This window comes from Pseudomonas sp. WS 5011 (assembly GCF_012985775.1).
Lineage (GTDB): Bacteria > Pseudomonadota > Gammaproteobacteria > Pseudomonadales > Pseudomonadaceae > Aquipseudomonas > Aquipseudomonas peli.
In genome coordinates, this window is record NZ_JAAQXA010000027.1 from 1 (window position 1) to 14993 (window position 14993).

Here is a 14993-nt window from a genome sequence, read left to right on the forward strand (position 1 = left end):
GCGGCAACATCAGGAACTGGGTGCTGGCACCAATCGTGTGCCTGAACCCGGAGCGGGAAGCGGTACTGCAGCAAACATCAAAGGCAGCGTGACACGCTCACGCGACAACTACCTTGAAAATCGCCGCTCTTTCATGGGCAAAAATCGAGACGGGACTTTTTCAACAGAATCGGCCGGCTCCCGTCAGTCGAGTCCGACGCCTCAGGGCCAGAATCAGCCGGTCAGTGGTGGGTGACTACGAAATGAGAACCGAATCAACCTAGCTATTTCACTCTCGTGAACTTACATAGGCCGTAGGCTACAGTGATGCCTTGCAATCAATCTTAGTGAAAGCATTTTGCCATCCTTAGCTAGGTACGGAGTGGTCACATGCTGCTAATGGTCGTTGGCGGCACTTCAGGAAAGCGAGTACCCTAATACTGCTTGCTCCGAGAATTTGTTGGCATCCCTGCCTCCCCTTGGAGACACCCGAAAGCCCGCCCGTCAAAGGTGGGCTTTTCTATTTGTGTGATCCCTATCAACACTGATAGCCCTAGAATCGTAACCGTCCGGCAATGGTATCTGGTTGGGGCTTTTCAGGCAGGTATGGGCGAGCTTGAAGAATTGCTCGACGACGAAGGTGCCGTCGGCTCGGCGGTAACGGAGCGGCCGGCCATAATGGATGACAATGTCTCACGAGATTCCACTGCTCTTCGTAGCATAGGAGTAACCCACTATGGTTTGCCCAATCGAAACTAGGGTCATCACGGCTCATGTCCCAGCGCAACTCGCCAAGAAAGTCGATCAGTTGGCCGAGCGTGTGGGATGCTCAACGGACTGGATTGTTAAACAGGCCTTGGCCGCTTGGATTGATCAGGAAGAAGAGCGCACCCGCCTGACCTGCGAGGCCCTGGCCGAGGTGGACACCGACAGCATGATCGATCACCAAACAGTTCAGGCCTGGGCCGGCAGCCTTAGCACCGACAACCCGCTGCCGGTGCCTCGCTGATGGAGTTGGAGCTGACGAACAAAGCGGCTCGTCTTACGCCAGTTTGAGCAATTTGCAGCCGTGCAATCAGTAGTCACCATCAAGTCGGTGCAACCTAAGCCTACGCCGAGCTCTCCTTGTGTAATTCAGGTAGGTATCCGTCTGTAGCCCAGCAGCTACTCACCGGGCGTGCGCGACAGCGACCCAGTCCCTTGTTCATATGGATGGCTCCGATGCATCAAGCGTGGGCGTCACTCACCTAGAACTGCACGAACTACCGTTGGACGAAACCTTCGGAAAGCCCGAGCGGCCCGATCGCTGGTGAGATTCGACTGACTCTCAGGGGCCTCTCGTATTCCGAACGGTACTGGCATGACTTACTAATCAGGTGCACACTTTCGGCATCTGGCGCAATATTAAGCGTCACGTGACGAAAAGAAAAAGGGAGGTGCTTATGGAAGCGGCAGCCCCCGGCAGAGCCGGAAAAGCCAAAGCAGCCGTCGTAAAAAGTAAGGGCGTGCTATTTAAAACGCGTTACGCAGCCGAGCGCTACAAAGCCACGCTCGAAGGGAAGAGTACAGATCTCTCCAAGAGTGCGCTGGTGGCCAGCCTTCTCACTAGCGGAGCTTCGCCTGATGATCTGGGAGCGGTGTATCGCGTGACCAAAGAAGGGATCACGATTGCCGCCCTCACTGAGTTCACGAAGTCGCTCCAGATGTTCAATAGCGACTATCTGCTGATGGCTCTGACAGGCCTTTCTGAACGAACCATTCAGCGGCGTCAGCAGAAACCAGCAGAGCCATTGAACTCAGAGCAGAGTGCCCGAGCATTCCTGGGCGCTCAGATCCTAGAACAGGCAATCAGGGTGATCGGTACTCCTGAGCTTGCAGAAGCATGGATGTCAAAGCCTGCCATCGGCCTTGATGGCAGGAGACCCATCGACCTACTGGATAACTCGATCGGCACGCAACTGGTGAGTGAGTTCCTGACCCGTCTGGAGTACGGGGTCTACCAATGATCATGAGGCCAGGGAGCGGCGACCTATTCATTTGGAGGTTGGACCCTGAAGAGTTTGGTGCAACATGGGATAGCGGGATTGGTGCCGAGAAGGTCGGGGGCCGGTGGAACTCGAAAGGTGTTCGAGTGGTTTACGGCAGCCTAGACTCGTCAACCGCCATCCTAGAAGTTGCTGTTCATAAAGGCTTCGAGTCCTTAGATACTGTGCGGATGATGCTGACCTGTGCGCGGATTACAGATTTATCGTCTGTTTTCACTATCGACGACCAGTCTGTTCCGAACCCAAACTGGCTTTTCCCTGGAACGCCCAGTGGTGGCCAGCAGCAATTTGGCGATGCCTTGCTTACCCAGCATCCTTTCCTTCTGGTGCCTTCTTCTGTGAACCCACACAGCTGGAATCTACTCATGAACCCCGAGTTGGCTACCGGCAAGTATGAGCTTGTTTTACAAGAGCGCTTGCGTCTGGATACGCGGTTGAATCCACCGTGGCCGCTAATGAGCAGCACTCGTCACGGCTAATTGCCTCTCATCGGGGGCGTTTAACCATCCGTGTACTGACATCGACAGTCCGAAAGTAACTGGGATCACCGCCAAAAATGAAAGTGGGCAGAGTTTTGTGTAATCGGGTTTGGGGTTACTGCTGCGGCAGCATGTCCTCATCGCTGATCGTAAAGCGCGTCAGCGGCCGGAGGACACTTAGTGTTTACGAGTAAAGTTTTTCCGATTTTGAGTCTTCACCTTAACAAAACTTTAACCTCAATACTCTGACGGGTGTCTTAAAAGTATAGGAACACTTGGAGGTGGCGAACTAACAGGGCGCGGCTGGAGAGATCGAGTTTTATAGAAGGGTGACACCTCGTTACAGCAGCGGTAATCTACTGGCCGGCCGGAATAATCTCCGCGATATTCGGATAATTGTTTTGATGAAAGCGTGCTAGACCAGTGCCCTACACCGTACACATAATCTTCACGTGTATACTGAACAAACTGATAAGTACCACTCTCGTAAGTAGACCAAAGCGACTCTACTTTCCTAGGTCTGTAGTCATTGCACTTAAGATGGCTTAAGAAATCCTCAAAACCACCATAGAACGTTAATACAAATCCCCATACACGACAATTATCTCCAACATATATATCTTCAAAATTCCAATAATCCCCAAACTCGTCGCAGAGGATTTTGATGAATTCGTGAAGATACTTCGCGGCAACTAACTTTTCTCGGACATGGGGCCTCCTGTCACCAGCCCTTTGTGTCAGAGCTGAGCGTACTGCCTCGATAGATATCACGGAGTCAAAACTGAAAACATCTCTGAAGAATTTGGCTTTCTTAAGTTCCGAGGCTTTATGGTTTTTCCTGGAGGGGGTCTCACTTAGATAGAATCCTTTACACCCTTTCCACATGACGTCTAATTCATGGTTTTTATGAGAAAACGGTTTTAAGCAAAATGGGCATTTTGATTCGAGACACACGTTATGCTTGGCACACACCGTAATTTGCGGATGATGTTCTCTTCGCCAATAAGAGAACCCTAAATATGCGATATCATCCCTTACGCACTCGGGACAAAATAGCGATGGTGTCGTAGCTAACTCAAAATTACACACTGACGAATGATATTCCCGCCCAGAATAAGATATGTCTTCTTCTTCATGCAGAAATGCAGTCCTAGGATAAAACGTATGATTATGAAGCAGCCGGTTAAATCCATAACAACCCAGCCATCCCATTGCCTTACCGATTTCTTCGATTCGCTCGCTTAAGATTCCGAAGTTCGCATTTTTCTTAAGTTCTGCTATTGCGGGGCTGTATCTATTTACATAGAAACTCCGCGCAAGAAATGAGCGCAGCGACTCTTCACGTTGGATTCGCAACAACATAATTAGAAATCTAGGGCATCAAGATTGGGAAGGGTCTGCTAAGCGACACCCATCTGCCGTAACACAGGGGCAGCGAGCCAGACCTGCGTTGCGACAGTTTTTATTTTCCAGCGACAGTTTTTATTTTCTAAAACTAACGCCGCATCAGCTGGCTCCTGCTTACTCAACCGTTACGCTCTTGGCCAGGTTACGCGGCTGGTCGACGTCGGTGCCCTTGAGCACAGCGACGTAGTAGGACAGCAGCTGCAGCGGAATGGTGTAGAGGATCGGCGCCAGGGCGTCGTGGATGTGCGGCATGTTCACCACATGGGTGCCCTCGCCATTGCTCATGCCGGCCTGCTCGTCGGCAAACACCAGCAGCTCGCCGCCACGGGCGCGCACTTCCTGCAGGTTGGATTTGAGCTTTTCCAACAGCTCGTTGTTCGGCGCCACGGTGACCACCGGCATATCGCTGTCGACCAACGCCAGCGGGCCGTGCTTAAGCTCGCCAGCCGGGTAGGCTTCGGCGTGGATATAGGAAATTTCCTTGAGCTTGAGCGCGCCTTCCATCGCCACCGGGTACTGCGCGCCACGGCCGAGAAACAGGCTGTGGTGCTTCTCGGCGAACAGCTCGGAGACTTTCTCGACCACGCTGTCCATGGCCAGGGCTTCGCCCAGGCGGGTTGGGAGGCGGCGCAGTTCGTCCACCAGCTCGGCTTCCAGAGCCTTATCCAGGGTGCCACGCACCTGGCCAAGGGAAAGAGTCAGCAGCATCAGCGCGACCAGCTGGGTGGTGAAGGCTTTGGTTGAGGCTACACCGATTTCCGGGCCGGCCTGGGTTAGCAGGGTCAGGTCGGATTCACGCACCAGCGAGCTGATGCCAACGTTGCAAATCGCCAGGCTGGCCAGGTAACCGCCCTGCCCAGGCGCATGCTCCTTGGCATTGCGCAGGGCGGCCAGGGTGTCGGCGGTTTCGCCGGACTGGGAGATGCTGACAAACAGGGTGTCCGGCTGCACCACCACCTTGCGGTAGCGGAACTCGCTGGCCACTTCGATCTGGCAAGGAATCCCAGCCAGGCCTTCCAGCCAGTAACGGGCGACCATACCGGCGTGATAACTGGTGCCGCAGGCAACGATCTGCACGTTGCGCACCTTGGCGAACAGCTCAGCAGCTTGCGGACCGAAAGCCTGAACCAGCACGTGATCAGAACCCAGACGGCCTTCCAGGGTGCGTTGCACGACTTTGGGCTGCTCGTGGATTTCCTTGAGCATAAAGTGGCGGTACTCGCCTTTGTCGGCGGCTTCCGCACCTTCGTGGTATTGCACGCTCTCGCGCACCACCGGCTGGCCGGATACATCCCAGATCTGCACGCTATCGCGCTGGATTTCGGCGATATCGCCTTCTTCCAAGTACATAAAGCGGTCGGTGACCTGACGCAGAGCCAGCTGGTCGGAGGCGAGGAAGTTCTCACCCAGGCCCAGGCCGATCACCAGCGGGCTGCCGCTGCGGGCGGCGAGCAGACGATCCGGCTGCTTAGCGCTGATCACCGCCAGACCGTAGGCACCGTGCAATTCCTTGACCGCCTCTTTCAGTGCCACGGTCAGATCCGGCTGAGTTTTCAGCTTGTGGTCGAGCAGGTGCACAATCACTTCGGTGTCGGTATCGGAGCTGAACACGTAGCCCATGCCCTTGAGCTGGGCACGCAGTTCTTCGTGATTCTCGATGATGCCGTTGTGAACCACTGCCAGATCATGGCCAGAGAAGTGTGGGTGGGCATTGCGCTCGCTCGGTGCGCCATGGGTGGCCCAACGGGTGTGGGCGATACCCAGGCGACCGGCCAACGGCTCGGCACTTAGCGCGCTTTCCAATTCGCTGACCTTGCCCACACGGCGGCGACGGTCGAGGTCGCCTTTATCCGTCAGCAGCGCCACGCCGGCGCTGTCGTAGCCGCGGTATTCCAGGCGCTTGAGGCCTTCAACCAGCACAGCGGTGATATTGCGTTCGGCGACTGCGCCTACGATGCCACACATAATCTTCTCCTTAAGCTTCAACAGCCGCGCAGATCAGCTTGATGCCGCGCTCGGTCAATTGTTCACGCGCCTCAGGGCTGAGGCGTTCGTCGGTGATTAGGGTATGGATACCGCTCCAGGGCAGCTCCAGGTTGGGAATCTTGCGGCCGATCTTGTCGCTCTCGACCATCACCACCACTTCACGCGCCACATCCGCCATCACTCGGCTTAGCCCGAGCAATTCATTGAAAGTGGTGGTGCCACGGTTCAGGTCGATGCCATCGGCGCCAATAAACAACTGGTCGAAATCGTAAGAGCGCAGCACCTGCTCCGCGACCTGGCCCTGGAACGACTCGGAATGCGGGTCCCAGGTACCACCGGTCATCAATAACACCGGCTCGTGCTCCAGCTCGCTGATGGCGCGGGCCACGTTGAGCGAGTTGGTCATCACCACCAGACCGGGCTTGTGCCCAAGCTGCGGGATCATTGCCGCGGTGGTGGTGCCGCTGTCGATAATGATCCGCGCATGTTCACGAATGCGCGCCACGCCCGCACGGGCGATGGCCTGCTTGTACTGGGAGATCGGCTGGATATCGCTGATCAGCTCTTGCGGCATGGGTACTGCACCGCCGTAACGACGCAGCAGCAGGCCGCTCTTTTCGAGGGCGGCGAGGTCTTTGCGAATGGTCACTTCCGAGGTGGCGAACGCTTTCGACAACTCGTCCACACTCACCTCACCTTGCTCGGCGAGCAGGGCAAGAATGGTGTGGCGACGCTGCGGAGTGTTGCGTTTCGACATGCTAAGTTTCGATTCGAAAGATATTGGCGCGAATCAAAACCTAATGAAGCTTTTTCGTCAAGCCTGAAAACGACAAAAGGCGGCAGAGCCACCTTTTGTGTTGCTGCTCACACAGCAGCCAAAGCAGCCTACTTGGTGATTTTCACCGGGCGCTTCCAGCCTTCGATATTGCGCTGCTTCGCGCGCCCAACGGCCAGGGTGTTATCCGGCACATCACCAGTAATCACCGAGCCGGCACCGGTGGTGGCGCGATCACCCAGCGTCACCGGGGCGACCAGGGCGCTGTTGGAGCCGATAAACACGTCCTCACCCATTACGGTCTTGAACTTGTTGGCGCCGTCGTAATTGCAGGTGATGGTGCCGGCGCCGATATTGGTCCGCGCGCCGATTTCGGCGTCGCCCAGGTAGCTCAAATGGCCGGCCTTGGCGCCTTCCCCCAGCTTGGCGTTCTTCAGCTCGACGAAGTTACCCACATGGGCTTTGGCGCCCAGCACCGAACCCGGACGCAGGCGGGCGAATGGACCGCAATCGGCACCCTCACCCACTTCGGCACCTTCCAGATGGCTGTTGGCTTTGACGATGGCGCCTTTGCGCAGGATCGAGTTTTTGATCACGCAGTTAGGGCCGATCTGCACGCCATCTTCGATCACCACCTGGCCTTCGAGGATTACGTTGATATCGATCGACACATCACGACCTACCGTGGCTTCACCGCGCAGGTCGAAACGCGCCGGGTCGATCAGGGTCACGCCCTGCACCATCAAGCGGCGCGCGGCGCGGAACTGATAGTGGCGCTCCAGCTGCGAAAGTTGGATGCGATCGTTGGCTCCCAACACTTCCATCTCATCAGCAGCCTGTTCGGTGGCGACCACCAGGCCATCGGTTACGGCCATGGCGATTACGTCAGTCAAGTAGTACTCACCCTGGGCGTTGCTGTTGGACAGACGACCGAGCCAGTCGCCCAGTTTTTTCCCCGGGACGGCGAGAATACCGGTGTTGCCTTCACGGATCAGGCGCTGCTCGGCGCTGGCGTCCTTGTGCTCGACGATGGCCTTCACCACACCCTGCTCATCACGCACGATGCGGCCGTAGCCCGCTGGGTCGTTCAGATTGACCGTGAGCAAGCCAAGTTGCTGTTCGCTGACCTGCTGTAACAGACGCTGCAGGGTTTCCACTTCGATCAGCGGCACATCACCGTAGAGAATCAGCACACGCTCGGCGCTCAACGCCGGCAGCGCTTGAGCCACGGCATGGCCGGTGCCCAGTTGTTCGCTCTGCAGCACGAAATTCAGATCATCCGCCGCCAGTCGCTCGCGCACCAATTCCGCGCCATGGCCGATCACCACATGAATGCCTTGCGGTTTCAGCAGGCGGGCGGTGTCGATCACATGGCCAAGCATGGCTTTGCCAGCAACCGGGTGCAGGACTTTCGGCAAGGCGGAACGCATGCGGGTGCCTTGGCCGGCGGCGAGGATAACGATATCGAGCGACATAAGAGCGGATTCCAGGCAGACGAAGGCGGGCTAAATCCCTAGCCCGGCCAACTGAAAAGGTAAAAACAGCAGGCAAAGAAAAAGGGTAGCCAAGGCTACCCTTTTACTCGTTTGCGATGAAGCGTCGGAATTAACCGCCGAACTTCTTGCGCAACTGCTGAACGGTACGCAGCTGAGCCGCGACCTCAGCCAGGTGAGCGGCTGCGGAACCGTAATCGAACTCCGCGCCCTTCTCATTCAAGGCATTCTCGGCAGCCCGGAGGGCTTCCTGAGCAGCAGCTTCATCGATATCGGCAGCACGCTGCACGGTATCGGCGAGAACTTTCACCACACTCGGCTGAACTTCGAGGAAGCCACCGGAGATGTAGAACACCTCGGTTTCGCCACCCAGCTTGACCAGACGAATCGGACCCGGTTTGAGGTCGGTGATCAGCGGCGCGTGGCCTGGAGCGATACCGATATCACCCAGGTTACCGTGCGCAATCACCATCTCGACCAGACCGGAGAAGATCTCGCCTTCTGCGCTGACGATGTCGCAATGGACTGTCATAGCCATGTCTAACCTCACGTATCGATCTGTTTAACCACTACTGCGTGAATAAACAGACCGTAAGCGCCCGTTGCCGGGCGCACGGGTGATTACAGTTTCTTCGCTTTCTCAACAGCTTCTTCGATGCTGCCAACCATGTAGAACGCCTGCTCTGGCAGGTGATCGTAGTCACCTTTCAGAATGCCGCTGAAGCCGGCAATGGTGTCCTTCAGGGAAACGTACTTGCCTGGCGAACCGGTGAAGACTTCGGCCACGAAGAACGGCTGGGACAGGAAGCGCTGGATCTTACGAGCACGGGATACCAGCTGCTTGTCTGCTTCGGACAGTTCGTCCATACCCAGAATCGCGATGATGTCCTTCAGCTCTTTGTAGCGCTGCAGTACGTACTGCACGCCGCGAGCGGTGTCGTAGTGCTCCTGGCCGATAACCATCGGGTCCAGCTGGCGCGACGTCGAGTCGAGTGGATCGACCGCTGGGTAGATACCCAGGGAAGCGATGTCACGGGACAGTACAACGGTGGCATCCAAGTGGGCGAAGGTGGTCGCCGGGCTTGGGTCTGTCAGGTCGTCCGCAGGTACGTATACGGCCTGGATCGAGGTGATCGAACCGGTCTTGGTCGAAGTAATACGCTCTTGCAGAACGCCCATTTCTTCGGCCAGGGTCGGCTGGTAACCCACCGCGGAAGGCATACGGCCCAACAGTGCGGATACTTCGGTACCGGCCAGGGTGTAACGGTAGATGTTGTCCACGAAGAACAGAACATCACGGCCTTCGTCACGGAACTTCTCGGCCATGGTCAGGCCGGTCAGTGCTACGCGCAGACGGTTGCCTGGTGGCTCGTTCATCTGACCGTAAACCAGGGCTACCTTGTCGAGAACGTTGGAGTCCTTCATCTCGTGGTAGAAGTCGTTACCCTCACGAGTACGCTCACCCACACCGGCGAACACGGAATAACCGCTGTGCTCGATGGCGATGTTACGGATCAGTTCCATCATGTTTACGGTTTTGCCTACACCGGCACCACCGAACAGACCAACTTTACCGCCCTTGGCAAACGGGCAAACCAGGTCGATAACCTTGATGCCGGTTTCCAGCAGCTCGTTGGAGCCAGCTTGTTCGGCATAGGAAGGCGCGGCACGGTGAATGCCCCAACGCTCTTCTTCTCCAATCGGGCCAGCTTCGTCGATTGGGTTGCCCAGCACGTCCATGATACGGCCGAGGGTTTTCACCCCAACCGGTACCTGGATACCTGCGCCAGTGCTGCCGACGCTCAGGCCACGCTTGAGGCCTTCGGTCGAACCCATCGCAATGGTACGTACCACGCCGTCGCCCAGCTGCTGCTGAACTTCCAGGGTGGTTTCGGCGCCGACTACTTTCAGCGCTTCATAAACACTCGGCACTTGATCACGCGGGAATTCCACGTCGATAACGGCGCCGATGATTTGAACGATACGTCCGCTACTCATCTTTGGTTCCTCTGAATATTTGAACCGTGCTTAAACCGCGGCAGCGCCGCCGACGATTTCCGAAATTTCCTGGGTGATCGCTGCCTGACGAGCCTTGTTGTAAACCAACTGCAGGTCTTTGATGATATCGCCAGCGTTGTCGGTGGCGTTCTTCATCGCGATCATCCGGGCCGCTTGTTCAGCCGCGTTGTTCTCAACCACTGCCTGGTAAACCTGCGACTCCACGTAACGCACCATCAAGCCGTCGAGCAGCTCTTTGGCGTCGGGTTCGTACAGGTAATCCCAGTGGTGCTTGAGTTCTTTATCCGGATCGGCCACCAGCGGAATCAACTGCTCCACTGTCGGCTTTTGCGTCATGGTATTGATGAACTTGTTCGAGACCACGGACAAACGATCGATGCGACCATCAAGGTAGGCATCGAGCATTACCTTGACGCTACCAATCAGATCATTGATCGACGGTTCTTCGCCCAGGTGGCTGATCGCAGCAACGATGTTGCCACCAAAGTTGCGGAAGAACGCCGCACCTTTGCTGCCAACTACGCAGAGATCAATCTCCACGCCTTGCTCGCGATTGCTCGCCATGTCTTTGACCAGAGCCTTGAACAGGTTGGTGTTCAGACCACCACACAGACCACGGTCCGAGCTCACCACGATATAACCAACGCGCTTAACTTCGCGCTCGATCATAAACGGGTGACGGTATTCCGGGTTGGCGTTGGCCAGATGACCAATCACCTGGCGGATACGCTCCGCGTAGGGACGGCTAGCAGCCATGCGCATTTGTGCTCTGCGCATTTTGCTGACCGCCACCTTTTCCATGGCGCTGGTGATCTTCTGCGTGCTTTTGATGCTCGCAATCTTGCTGCGAATCTCTTTTGCGCCTGCCATTTGACACCTATCGGGTTAGCAAGCGGGGACCTCACGGCCCCCGCTGCGGCTTACCAGGTTTGGGTGGCCTTGAACTTCTCGATACCGGCTTTCAGGCCAGCGTCGATTTCGTCATTAAAGTCACCCTTCTCGTTGATCTTCGCCAGCAGTGCGGCGTGATCCCGGTTGAAGTAAGCAATCAGGGCCTGCTCGAATGCACCAATCTTGGCGACTTCGATATCGACCAGGAAACCACGCTCGGCGGCATACAGCGACAGCGACATGTCAGCGATCGACATTGGCGCATATTGCTTCTGCTTCATCAGTTCTGTAACGCGCTGACCGTGCTCAAGTTGCTTACGAGTGGCTTCGTCCAGGTCAGAAGCGAACTGGGCGAATGCTGCCAGTTCACGGTACTGAGCCAGAGCGGTACGGATACCACCGGAAAGCTTCTTGATGATCTTGGTCTGTGCAGCACCACCCACGCGAGATACCGAAATACCGGCGTTGACCGCAGGACGGATACCCGAGTTGAACATGGCCGATTCCAGGAAGATCTGACCGTCGGTGATCGAGATCACGTTGGTCGGAACGAACGCGGAAACGTCGCCAGCCTGGGTTTCGATGATCGGCAGAGCGGTCAGGGAACCAGTTTTGCCAGTCACAGCACCATTGGTGAACTTCTCAACATACTCTTCGGAAACGCGGGAAGCGCGCTCCAGCAGACGGCTGTGGAGATAGAACACGTCGCCTGGGTAGGCTTCACGGCCTGGCGGACGGCGCAGCAGCAGGGAAATCTGGCGGTAAGCCACTGCTTGCTTGGACAGATCGTCATAAACGATCAGCGCGTCTTCACCGCGGTCGCGGAAGTATTCGCCCATGGTGCAACCGGCGTACGGTGCAATGAACTGCAGAGCAGCGGATTCGGAAGCGGAAGCTGCGACAACGATAGTGTTAGCCAACGCGCCGTTTTCTTCCAGCTTGCGTACCACGTTGGCGATGGTCGATTGCTTCTGACCAATGGCTACGTAGACGCACTTAATGCCGCTGTTCTTCTGGTTGATGATGGCGTCGATGGCCAGAGCGGTTTTACCGATCTGACGGTCACCGATGATCAGCTCACGCTGGCCACGGCCAACCGGGATCATGGCATCGACCGACTTGTAACCGGTTTGCACCGGCTGGTCGACCGACTTACGCCAGATCACGCCCGGCGCAACCTTTTCAACAGCGTCGGTAGCGACGTTGTTCAGCGGGCCTTTGCCGTCAATTGGGTTACCCAGTGCGTCGACAACGCGACCCAGCAGTTCCGGACCAACCGGAACTTCGAGGATACGGCCGGTGCACTTGGCGCTCATGCCTTCGGCAAGGCTGGTGTAAGCACCCAGCACAACAGCACCGACGGAGTCTTGCTCCAGGTTCAGTGCCATACCGTAGACGCCGCCCGGGAACTCGATCATTTCGCCGTACATTACATCGGCGAGACCGTGAATACGCACGATACCGTCAGATACGCTGACGACAGTGCCTTCGTTACGGGCTTGAGAGGCGACATCGAGATTCTCGATACGCCCCTTGATGATTTCACTTATTTCGGAAGGATTGAGTTGCTGCATAGCTCTGCTGCCCCTTCAAACTCAAGATTTCAATGCTTCGGCCAGCTTCGCGATTTTGCCGCGAACTGAGCCATCGATAACCAGGTCGCCGGCGCGGATCACGACACCACCGATAAGGGTGGCATCCTCCGCGGCGTGCAGACGCACTTCTCGACCGAGCCGTGCACTGAGAACCTTGGCGAGTTTGTCTTGCTGTTCATCGCTCAATGCGAAGGCACTGGTAACGTCCACGTCGATCGACTTTTCCTGCTCGGCTTTGTACAGCTCGAACAGTTCAACGATCTGTGGCAATAAAGCCAGGCGATCGTTTTCAGCGACGATGTGAATGAAATTGCGTACCTGGGCGTCGAACTTGTCACCACACACGTCAATAAACGTGGTGGCCTTGTCTGTACTCGTCAAACGCGGAGTCTTAAGCACGCGTTGCATGGTGTCGTCTTGCGACACCGCTGCAGCCAGGCCGAGCATGACTGACCAATTGGCCAGCTGCTGGTGGGCCTGGGCGTGCTCAAAAGCAGCCTTAGCGTAAGGTCGGGCCAGCGTGGTCAGTTCTGCCATGATCGCGCCCCTCGCTTAAATTTCGGCTGCCAGTTTGGAAACCAGCTCCGCATGCGCGTTTTGGTCGATAGATGCGCCCAGGATCTTCTCGGCACCACTAACGGCCAGGCTACCCAGTTGGGCACGCAGCGCGTCTTTGACACCATTCAGTTCCTGCTCGATCTCGGCCAGAGCCTGGGCCTTCACACGGTCAGCTTCGACGCGGGCCTGTTCACGGGCTTCGTCGACGATCTGGGTACCGCGTTTCTTGGCTTGCTCAATGATCTCGGCTGCTTGGCCTTTGGCTTCGCGCAGTTGCTGACCCACTTTCTCTTGGGCCAACTCCAGGTCACGAGCCGCACGGCTAGCAGCGTCCAGGCCGTCTGCGATCTTCTTCTGACGTTCTTGCAAAGCCGTAATGACCGGAGGCCACACGTACTTCATGCAGAACAGCACGAAGATGAAGAAGGCAACGGACTGGCCAATCAGGGTTGCATTAATGTTCACGCCAACACCTCGCTCGTTCGTTGTCCATCAAACCAATTCACTCGAAAACGAGTGAATTAGCCTGCGATTTGACCAACGAAAGGGTTCGCGAAGGTGAAGAACAGTGCGATACCAACACCGATCATGGTCACGGCGTCGAGCAGACCGGCGACGATGAACATTTTCACTTGCAGCATCGGAACCATTTCTGGCTGACGCGCAGCGCCTTCCAGGAACTTGCCGCCCAGCAGGCCGAAACCAATGGCGGTACCCAGGGCACCCAGGCCAATCAGCAGTGCTACAGCGATAGCGGTCAGACCAACTACAGTTTCCATCTTTCCTCCCGACTTTTTATGTCGTATTGGTTAAGGTTTTCTAAGGTAAAGCGGTAAAGCAAAATCGGTACTTCTAGTTGCCCTTGCGGGCGTCCACTGCGAGCGCCTGAGCGCTCTTAGTGGTTGTCTTCGTGCGCCATCGACAGGTAGACGATGGTCAGCATCATGAAGATGAACGCCTGCAGCACGATGATCAGGATGTGGAACACAGCCCACGCCCACTGCAGGGCAATACCCAGCGCGCCCAGCAGCAAACCGCCGCCAAACATGATCGCGATGAGGATAAAGATCAACTCGCCGGCATACAGGTTGCCGAACAGACGCAGTGCCAGGGAAATCGGCTTAGCGATCAGGGTCACGAATTCAAGCAGGAAGTTGACCGGAATCAGCAGGGCTTGAACGAAAACGTTCTTGCTACCGAACGGGTGCAGGGTCAGCTCGCCGATGAAACCACCAATACCTTTGACCTTGATGCTGTAGTACAGAATCAGAGCAAATACCGACAGGGCCAGGCCCAGGGTAGCGTTTGGATCAGTGGTCGGCACGACGCGGAAGTACAGGTGCGGGTCGCCGGAAATTTTTGCCGCCAGCATAGGCAACCAATCTACCGGGATCAGGTCCATGAAGTTCATCAGGAAGACCCAGACGAAGATGGTCAGGCCCAGCGGTGCGATCAGCGCGTTGCGGCCGTGGAAGGTGTCCTTGACGCTGCCGTCAACAAACTCGACCAGGACTTCAACGAAGTTCTGCAGCTTGCCTGGTTGCCCGGAAGTGGCGCGTTTAGCAGCGGCACGGAACAGCAGGATGAAAAACAGGCCCAACACGACAGACACCGCCAGGGTGTCGACATGAAATGCCCAGAAGCCCATTTCCTGAGCTTCTTTTGCGTTGTGGGCGAAACTCCAGCCGTTGACCGGGTGCTGACCGTAGGTCAGGTTGGTCAAGTGGTGCTGGATATAACCCGAAGCGGTTTCTGCTGCTGCCATA

General features: G+C 56.5%; 15 protein-coding genes. 4 read left to right on the forward strand and 11 right to left on the reverse strand.

Translation table 11 applies throughout. The features are described from left to right. From HBN63_RS21730 to HBN63_RS19605, 4 genes are all read left to right on the forward strand, one after another. The coding region (locus tag HBN63_RS21730; protein ID WP_223181889.1) for a hypothetical protein at positions 1 to 235 on the forward strand (235 nt) is incomplete at its 5' end. A gap of 480 nt (positions 236 to 715) precedes the next feature. Next, positions 716 to 988, forward strand: coding sequence for a ribbon-helix-helix domain-containing protein (locus tag HBN63_RS19595; protein ID WP_170050569.1), 273 nt, complete (start codon positions 716 to 718; stop codon positions 986 to 988). A gap of 433 nt (positions 989 to 1421) precedes the next feature. Then, positions 1422 to 1985 (forward strand): antitoxin Xre/MbcA/ParS toxin-binding domain-containing protein, encoded by a 564-nt coding sequence (locus HBN63_RS19600; protein ID WP_170050570.1) that lies wholly within the window; start codon positions 1422 to 1424, stop codon positions 1983 to 1985. Further along, positions 1982 to 2503 carry an RES domain-containing protein gene (locus HBN63_RS19605; RefSeq protein ID WP_170050571.1) on the forward strand — a complete coding sequence of 174 codons (522 nt, stop codon included), beginning with the start codon at positions 1982 to 1984 and terminating at the stop codon, positions 2501 to 2503. Before HBN63_RS19600 ends, HBN63_RS19605 begins: the two co-directional genes overlap by 4 nt. A 1521-nt stretch (positions 2504 to 4024) precedes the next feature. Here the strand turns inward: HBN63_RS19605 and glmS are convergent. The 11 genes from glmS to atpB all read right to left on the reverse strand — a co-directional run bounded on the left by glmS (position 4025) and on the right by atpB (position 14992). Then, positions 4025 to 5875, reverse strand: a complete 1851-nt coding sequence (gene glmS, locus HBN63_RS19610) for a glutamine--fructose-6-phosphate transaminase (isomerizing) (protein WP_170050572.1) — start codon at positions 5873 to 5875, stop codon at positions 4025 to 4027. A 10-nt stretch (positions 5876 to 5885) separates the two neighbouring features. Further along, the gene (locus HBN63_RS19615) at positions 5886 to 6653 is read right to left on the reverse strand and encodes a DeoR family transcriptional regulator (protein WP_160086316.1); all 768 of its coding nucleotides are present in this window, start codon (positions 6651 to 6653) and stop codon (positions 5886 to 5888) included. A gap of 128 nt (positions 6654 to 6781) precedes the next feature. Continuing rightward, positions 6782 to 8146, reverse strand: coding sequence for a bifunctional UDP-N-acetylglucosamine diphosphorylase/glucosamine-1-phosphate N-acetyltransferase GlmU (glmU, locus tag HBN63_RS19620; protein ID WP_170050573.1), 1365 nt, complete (start codon positions 8144 to 8146; stop codon positions 6782 to 6784). Between the two features lie 130 nt (positions 8147 to 8276). Further along, the gene (locus tag HBN63_RS19625; protein WP_090254171.1) at positions 8277 to 8702 is read right to left on the reverse strand and encodes a F0F1 ATP synthase subunit epsilon; all 426 of its coding nucleotides are present in this window, start codon (positions 8700 to 8702) and stop codon (positions 8277 to 8279) included. A gap of 83 nt (positions 8703 to 8785) precedes the next feature. Then, positions 8786 to 10162, reverse strand: coding sequence for a F0F1 ATP synthase subunit beta (gene atpD, locus HBN63_RS19630; protein WP_090378655.1), 1377 nt, complete (start codon positions 10160 to 10162; stop codon positions 8786 to 8788). A 30-nt stretch (positions 10163 to 10192) separates the two neighbouring features. Further along, positions 10193 to 11053, reverse strand: a complete 861-nt coding sequence (atpG, locus tag HBN63_RS19635; RefSeq protein ID WP_090254176.1) for a F0F1 ATP synthase subunit gamma — start codon at positions 11051 to 11053, stop codon at positions 10193 to 10195. Between the two features lie 50 nt (positions 11054 to 11103). Next, positions 11104 to 12648 (reverse strand): F0F1 ATP synthase subunit alpha, encoded by a 1545-nt coding sequence (atpA, locus tag HBN63_RS19640; RefSeq protein ID WP_090254179.1) that lies wholly within the window; start codon positions 12646 to 12648, stop codon positions 11104 to 11106. 21 nt (positions 12649 to 12669) lie between these two features. Beyond that, positions 12670 to 13206 (reverse strand): F0F1 ATP synthase subunit delta, encoded by a 537-nt coding sequence (locus HBN63_RS19645; protein WP_170050574.1) that lies wholly within the window; start codon positions 13204 to 13206, stop codon positions 12670 to 12672. A 15-nt stretch (positions 13207 to 13221) separates the two neighbouring features. Continuing rightward, positions 13222 to 13692 (reverse strand): F0F1 ATP synthase subunit B, encoded by a 471-nt coding sequence (locus tag HBN63_RS19650; RefSeq protein ID WP_090254183.1) that lies wholly within the window; start codon positions 13690 to 13692, stop codon positions 13222 to 13224. A 56-nt stretch (positions 13693 to 13748) separates the two neighbouring features. Further along, positions 13749 to 14006 carry a F0F1 ATP synthase subunit C gene (gene atpE, locus HBN63_RS19655; RefSeq protein WP_003097235.1) on the reverse strand — a complete coding sequence of 86 codons (258 nt, stop codon included), beginning with the start codon at positions 14004 to 14006 and terminating at the stop codon, positions 13749 to 13751. Positions 14007 to 14122: 116 nt separating this feature from the next. After that, positions 14123 to 14992, reverse strand: a complete 870-nt coding sequence (gene atpB / locus HBN63_RS19660; RefSeq protein ID WP_160086320.1) for a F0F1 ATP synthase subunit A — start codon at positions 14990 to 14992, stop codon at positions 14123 to 14125. Position 14993 lies beyond the last annotated feature (1 nt).

Coding starts and splice junctions, on each gene's coding strand:
- atpE (WP_003097235.1), bottom strand. CDS start 14,006: ATGGAAACTGTAGTTGGTCTGACCGCTATCGCTGTAGCACTGCTGATT.
- atpD (WP_090378655.1), bottom strand. CDS start 10,162: ATGAGTAGCGGACGTATCGTTCAAATCATCGGCGCCGTTATCGACGTG.
- atpB (WP_160086320.1), bottom strand. CDS start 14,992: ATGGCAGCAGCAGAAACCGCTTCGGGTTATATCCAGCACCACTTGACC.
- glmU (WP_170050573.1), bottom strand. CDS start 8,146: ATGTCGCTCGATATCGTTATCCTCGCCGCCGGCCAAGGCACCCGCATG.
- HBN63_RS19595 (WP_170050569.1), top strand. CDS start 716: ATGGTTTGCCCAATCGAAACTAGGGTCATCACGGCTCATGTCCCAGCG.
- HBN63_RS19605 (WP_170050571.1), top strand. CDS start 1,982: ATGATCATGAGGCCAGGGAGCGGCGACCTATTCATTTGGAGGTTGGAC.
- HBN63_RS19645 (WP_170050574.1), bottom strand. CDS start 13,206: ATGGCAGAACTGACCACGCTGGCCCGACCTTACGCTAAGGCTGCTTTT.
- atpA (WP_090254179.1), bottom strand. CDS start 12,648: ATGCAGCAACTCAATCCTTCCGAAATAAGTGAAATCATCAAGGGGCGT.
- glmS (WP_170050572.1), bottom strand. CDS start 5,875: ATGTGTGGCATCGTAGGCGCAGTCGCCGAACGCAATATCACCGCTGTG.
- HBN63_RS19615 (WP_160086316.1), bottom strand. CDS start 6,653: ATGTCGAAACGCAACACTCCGCAGCGTCGCCACACCATTCTTGCCCTG.
- HBN63_RS19625 (WP_090254171.1), bottom strand. CDS start 8,702: ATGGCTATGACAGTCCATTGCGACATCGTCAGCGCAGAAGGCGAGATC.
- atpG (WP_090254176.1), bottom strand. CDS start 11,053: ATGGCAGGCGCAAAAGAGATTCGCAGCAAGATTGCGAGCATCAAAAGC.
- HBN63_RS19600 (WP_170050570.1), top strand. CDS start 1,422: ATGGAAGCGGCAGCCCCCGGCAGAGCCGGAAAAGCCAAAGCAGCCGTC.